General features: G+C 51.8%; 5 protein-coding genes. 4 read left to right on the top strand and 1 reads right to left on the bottom strand.

The genetic code is table 11. From position 1 onward, the window contains the following. Positions 1–502, top strand: a 502-nt coding sequence (locus tag GOX66_RS25675) for a hypothetical protein (protein ID WP_214652773.1), incomplete at its 5' end; no start/stop codon positions are given. 845 nt (positions 503–1347) lie between these two features. Here the strand turns inward: GOX66_RS25675 and GOX66_RS25095 are convergent. After that, complete coding sequence (locus tag GOX66_RS25095) at positions 1348–2004, bottom strand: FCD domain-containing protein (RefSeq protein ID WP_170766590.1); 657 nt, start codon at positions 2002–2004, stop codon at positions 1348–1350. Between the two features lie 172 nt (positions 2005–2176). Here GOX66_RS25095 and GOX66_RS25090 point away from each other — a divergent pair, with 172 nt between their 5' ends. The 3 genes from GOX66_RS25090 (at position 2177) to GOX66_RS25080 (ending at position 5873) form a co-directional block, all read left to right on the top strand. After that, positions 2177–3619 (top strand): NCS1 family nucleobase:cation symporter-1, encoded by a 1443-nt coding sequence (locus tag GOX66_RS25090; protein ID WP_170766588.1) that lies wholly within the window; start codon positions 2177–2179, stop codon positions 3617–3619. A gap of 412 nt (positions 3620–4031) precedes the next feature. After that, the gene (locus GOX66_RS25085; protein ID WP_336509532.1) at positions 4032–4382 is read left to right on the top strand and encodes an adenylate/guanylate cyclase domain-containing protein; all 351 of its coding nucleotides are present in this window, start codon (positions 4032–4034) and stop codon (positions 4380–4382) included. Between the two features lie 819 nt (positions 4383–5201). Beyond that, positions 5202–5873: a hypothetical protein gene (locus GOX66_RS25080; protein ID WP_170766585.1), complete on the top strand. Its 672-nt coding sequence runs from the start codon at positions 5202–5204 to the stop codon at positions 5871–5873. Positions 5874–6331 lie beyond the last annotated feature (458 nt).

Raw genomic sequence — 6331 nt, 5'->3', positions numbered from 1 at the left:
TGGTTCCTCCGTTTTCTTAACCATAACGGCGGACCACTTCAGAGGGGGAGGATCAAGCGGTATCCTGAGCGTCGCAGTTCGACAGACACCAGAACAAAATGACTCTCATGCCGATGCCTATCTTGACGTAATGGAAGATCAGCGTTTTTCAGGCTCAATGGTTCGTATTGCCGGGCGCTTCTCTTTCGATCCGGCCCCAGTGTTACGTCGTTATTTAGATGATGCACGAAAGGACGCGGCAGGACCGTCGTTAGGTGCGTTAAAAGCCGCGTGCTGGGCTGATCCGCGCTGGAGCGAACAACTTGCTCCGTTTGTAAGGGATGTAGTTCGCGGAATGCCTCCAAACCTTCGAGATTCAGACCGCAATAGAATAGTCAGGTTGGCGTTGGACACACTGAATGTTCAGAGGCGGCAAATGGCTTGGAGCGATCTAAAAAGCGAACTTGGTTCGGAGATATTTACCAAGGCCAACCCCGCCTCCTTTGGGCAAGGACGTTGCTGAAACGGAATTGGACCTAAACGGCGCACCGGCGCTCCCAGTCGAAAAACCTGAGATGTTGAAGGTGTCATGGTCGCGTTCAATCAAAGTCGACTACCGCGCTGTCGCAACGAAGGGCCTATATCGTCATGAAATTGATGAAGATGCTGTGGAATTTGCCAAGCGATTGGTGGAAGCGAACCCAAATTACACACCAGCTTATGTTCTCGACATTTGTCGTACCGAGAATGGATTGAAAATACTTTAAACGAATCGCCTCAATGCCGTCGGCCTCTATGAGGCTGACCTACCAAAGCTAGCAGCGGCAATCGACGAGTTAGCAGTTAGCTAGCGTCAGAAGCTGACATTCGTGCAATCGCAGAAAAATGGCGCTTTGTTGCGCAGACTGTGAGTTCGAAAATATTCGATCTTCGCATGCGCGGCGAATGTCGGCTAAGCGGGCTGCGACCGAGGCATTGCGATAGGGTGTTGAATGTCTCTTATGGGCCGTCTGCTTAGTTGGTTTTTAGCCGGGCAGGGGCATTGCTGCGGCTGCCCCGAAGTCTTCAATGAGCCCAAATTGTTGAATGCCGCGTATGGATTGAATGACCGCGAAGTGCAGGAAGCGAACCTAGCAAGGCTTTGGTGGCTTCCTGATAGCGGATTATTGCGTTGAGTGCAGACGAATCATGCCGTTCGCACCATGCGTCCGCCCCTAGGTGGGCCAACGATGGCTTTGTCCCAAGTTTCTGCCATTGGCCGTAGCCGAACATGAATTGTAGAAATCTCTGCTTATGCCACCAACGATACGGGTCTAATCAACAGTGCTCGGTCTCATCAAACAACATTGTGGTCGGCGCACTATTACTCTAGGTAACGCCCCACCAACGAAGTGTCTGTTCACAGTGATATTTGATCGCACCGACCGCTGCTTTGGAATCGCGGCGTTCTAGCGCGTCAATGATAGAAAGATGCTCTTCCATTGCCGACGCAATCCGGACCTGGAGGAAAGGCCGTGCATTTTGGATAATTGCGACTCGCATCCGGTTGGCACTGTAGGCAGCTTCCAGCTGTGTATTATTGATCCCACCGGCCAAGTAATTGTGCAGTGACAAATCGACCTTTATGGCCTTCGGAGGCAGTTCACTGCCGGTATTTGTGCGCACACTGTCCAACATAGCCTGATGGCATTCCCGTAATGCGTCGAGACCGGCGAGCGAACCACCGGCGACCCTGCGCCGTGCACCCTCCTGATCCAACACCATACGGAAATCAAGACATTCCCGGATGGTTTCGGGGCGGGCTTCCATCACCTGAATGCCGCGTTTTGGCAGCGTTATCAGTAGCCCCTGTGAACTGGCCTGTTTCACCGCTTCTCGAACGGCGGACAGGGGAAAGTCAATAATTTCCACCAGTTGTGACATTGACAGAAACTGCCCGTCCCGCAGTTTTCCGTTCCGCAATGCAGCCCACAGGGCTTCCTGTGCCTTGTCCGCCAGCAGCTGGACATCCTGCGCCCGGTTCACTTTCGACCTCCTTGCCCCCTATTTCCTGTAATATCCATAAAGTACTATCTGCTATTTTTTATAGTCTATTACTTAAAATATACCGTAACATGTTAGTTGCAAGCTCAAATTCGCACTGCTTGACGGCATGGCCAACTCTGCTGCTCGGGCAATGAGCTCTAGGGAGGAAAACATGACTGCAACAGATGAATTACATGTGACCCACGGTGGGACGCTGGACCCCGAGGGGAACGCGCTCAATCCTGTCGGGCGCGACGAAAAAACATGGGGCTGGTTTGCCATCTTCAATATCTGGGCAAATGACGTGCAATCGCTCTTCGGCTATTCGCTGGTTGCATCATTGTTCATTTCTTACGGCGTCGGGGGCTGGACAGCGTTTGCTGCCCTGATCGCGGCCGGCTTGTTTGTCATGTGGATGGTTAATCTATCCGGTGCCGCAGGTGAAAAATATGGAATTCCCTATCCGGTCCTGGCCCGTGCCAGCATGGGAACCCAAGGCGCAAAGCTGCCTGCAATATTACGGGCGACAGTGGCCGTATTTTGGTATGGTGTCCAAGTCTATTTCGCGTCTACCGCACTTGGACTATTGATCCGTTCGGTCACCGGCATCAGCGGCGGGTCGGAGTTTCTGGGTTTAACGGGGATTGACTGGCTGTCTTTTGTGATCGTGTGGGGTTTCCACATAGTGATCTTCTGGCGGGGCATGAATTGGGTCGAGACGTTCTTGAATATTGCTGGCCCCTTTGTCTATCTGGTCATGATCGGTCTGGTAATCGTGCTCTGGCAACGATCCGACGGACAGCTGCTTGAAGCCACGGCAACGATATTCGCTAATCCCGAAGCTACATTTTGGACCGAATTCAAGGGCTTCATTGCTATTGTCGGAACTATGGTCGCTTATTTTGCCGCAGTTATGATCAATTTCAGCGACTTCTCGCGCTATGCGAAAGATAAGCCGACAATGATCCTCGGGAACCTCGCCGGTTTGCCATTCAACATGATCTTGTTTTCAGCGTTGGCCCTTCTTACGACAGGTGGTGCGGCAGTGGTTTTTGGCGAAGAGATCATCAATCCGACCGAGATCGTCGAACGCACTGACAGCGTCCTTTTGGGCATTATCGCAGCCATCACCTTCTTTGCCGCCACTGTTGGCATCAACTTGGTGGCAAACTTCATCCCTGCGGTTAACGGGATCGCCAACCTTGCGCCTGAAAAGATCAGTTTCCGTAAGGCGGGTCTGATAACGTCTATCTTCGCACTGGTGATCGGCGGCTTCTGGAACAGCTTCATCAGCCAGTTCGGGATCAGCGGGTTTGTCAACACTCTCGGAGCGACTCTGGCCCCGGTCTTTGGCATAATGATTGTTGACTACTACATGCTTCGTAAGGAGCAACTTAACGAAGATGACCTCTACAACATGGATGGAGGCACCTATCATTACGATAACGGCTGGAACGGTTCGGCGGTAAAGGCTTTCGGACTGGCAGCGATCTTCTCGGTTGCGACAGTTTGGGTTCCCTGGTTCGCTTTCTTGTCGGGATACAGTTGGGTGATCGGAGCGGTTCTGGGTGGAGCGATCTATAATGTTCTTGCCAAAGGCCGCGTGAACGTCTGACGCCTTCCCAAGCCCAAGCCCAAGCCCAAGCCCAAGCCCAAGCCCAAGCCCAAGCCCAAGCCCAAGCCCAAGCCCAAGCCCAAGCCCAAGATTAAGGCCGGTGAAATCCATTGTCACCGGCCTTAATTTTTTAGTCTGAAGGGCACTCTCCTTAATGGTCATGTTGAGTATAACTAAAACTGCGCAACCATTTTCTCCATCGGCAAAAAGAGACACGCCTTATGTGAAGCGCCGCTTTCTTCGCTGCAAAGTAAGTAATAGCACGGCTAGAAAAACCCTGGTAAATGTCCACGTAGCCCTTAAAAACCATTGTTTCCTTCGTATTGTGACGAACCCGGCCGTCGGTGTCCCTGCGGCGAAAGGCAGGTTTATTGCGCATTGAAGAACTTCCCGTAGTGACTATCGCGCTACCGTGGCGAATGTCGGGATCGCAGTCTCGATGCATACCCGGATGGCCGAGCTTTGCAAGATTTGGCAGCGACTTGGGCACCGGTTGGCGTTCGGCGTCGGAATTTCGCTCGGTTATGCGACGGTGGGGGTGGTTGGCTACGAAGGCCGCTACGACTACACAGCCGCTGGCACATCGGTAAACCTTGCTGCCAGGCTTTGTGATCAAGCTGAAGATGGGGAAATTCTGTTGTCTCCGCGGGCTTCAATTGCAGTGGAAAACGACTTCATTACCACTTCCGCGGGTGAACTGACACTTAAAGGAATGCGAGAGCCGGTTGAGGTTTTCAAACTTTCTGGAAGGGTCAAAAATTGATAGTCAGCTCTGGACTCTTTCCGGCCCTTCTCTTCACGGTGAATAAATGACTGCTTCGCCCCCCAAAAAACTTGCTGCCAAAAAGGAAGAAGCATGGGTGGCGTATCAGCAACTGAGGAATAGCGTTACCGGGGTCTGAAGACAAAATGTGACTCCAGCATGAAAATGTCCAATATTTGCGGCAGTACTCACAGAAGAACGCGCGAACTCTGCAATGACGCCCGCCTTGCCAATAGCTATCCTGCTGACTTTCATAGCCTTCTCATCGGGAGCTCAGGAACTCGTTCCTCATAGCAACAATGAGGATTGCTTCAGTCCGAGATGTCAATCGACAGGTCTTTTCGTTCCAGATCCTTTGGGTCCTATTCCCAATCCTGGACCCCCTGCCAATATTTGCGTCGTATTGGAAGGGTATTGCATTTTACTTGGCCCTGAACACCCCGGCGCTGCGTGTTCTTGTTTCAACAGCCAGTCCGGCTTTCCTATTCAAGGCAGGGCTTTCTATGATGCAGGCATTGCCAACTTGTTGGAGAATGATTGAGGAAAAATGGGCTCTTACTTCCTGTCGGGACACATCGCAGAGAATGACGGCAACGAGCCCAAGATTACCGTTAGATGTCACCAAGAGGGCGATTACTCAGGCAGGCTGCCAAAAGCTCAGTTACCCAATACCACCTTAGCCACTGTGATCGACCAAGTTAGGTTTCTGCCCGGGATTGGCACAACTGGGTAGTATATGTAACTTTAGTTGCAAACGGCTCACGCCAACTTGGGCCAAACGTTCCTTTTTTGGAAAGCAAAGGTAAGAAGAGTTTTGCTATGGCTGACATAGAAGCTGAATTGGCGCAGCTTGAAATTGAACGCAAACACCTTGAATTGGAAAAACTTCGTGCGGAAATCGACGAAGTTTCGCTGGCTTGGTGGAAACGACCCGGGTATTTGGCGGGACTTACACCAATAGCACTTGCGCTAGTTGGTGTCGGCACCGCATGGGTAACCGGCTTCTTTGACACAAAGCGACAGGAGCTAGCACAAGAAATTACTGCGTTAGAGCAAGAAAAATTAACGCTCGAGCAGTCGATTGAACAAACGCAACTTGCCATAGACTTGGGCTACCTACAGGCTCGGTTAGCGGCGGAAGATGCGAGTTATGCCTTGGGGCATTTTCACGCGTTTTCCGCTGAATTTGGCGGTGCAATCGACAGGCTACTTAAGTACGAGTCCAGCCTGCCTGTTGAGCTCGTCGCTGTCTTGAACCAATTGCTGGAAACGTCAGCTGAGCGCTTCAACATCGTCAGGATAACTGAAACATCCATAAAAGAGACACTGGATCGTCTCCAAGAAATCGAGGCTTCGGCGTGGGCTAAGGAGCTGACAACCAATCCGTACTTGTCTTCAAAAGGGCTTTTAGTGGCTCAAGATGGCAAAGTTTTTGATATTGCCAAGGCTCGCTTTTTGACTTCTGAAGAAGCTGAAGCCGCCCAACGGTAGATTGCAAGCCATCTGTCCAAACCGAACTAGGCCGGAACTTCGTAAACTAAGCGAATTTAGAATTCGGCGAACTCTGACGGTCGAGTGCGCAATGCATTGTGACGTCCGGTACGAAAGCAATGTTCGGTTACTCCCTGATTGGCGGTTGTACCAATGTACGCTTTGTCCGCGTCTTACAAGTTCATGCGACGTACAGCGAAAGTCGATCCATCCCAGAGCGGCCCTTGATGCTTATCGCGGCGTCGGGAGAGCCCATAGAGGAAGTCTCAAATTCTTGTTGCGAGCGCTCGCAGCATGAGGATTTCTGCAGGTGCTTAAAAACCAGCGCTGCGCGGCGGCGCAAAACCCAGCCATTCATTCAGCCTGCAGCAATTTTGTAGGCGTGAGGTGACAGGTCGCGGGATGAGAATGGCGGTGAGAAAGTCGACCACGGTAGCGGCGGGATGACCCTGCTGCGG

The sequence above is a fragment of the Ruegeria lacuscaerulensis genome (assembly GCF_013031245.1).
GTDB lineage: Bacteria > Pseudomonadota > Alphaproteobacteria > Rhodobacterales > Rhodobacteraceae > Ruegeria > Ruegeria lacuscaerulensis_C.
The sequence above is the reverse complement of the archived record's forward strand: the minus strand, read 5'-3'. Positions and strand labels throughout refer to the sequence as shown.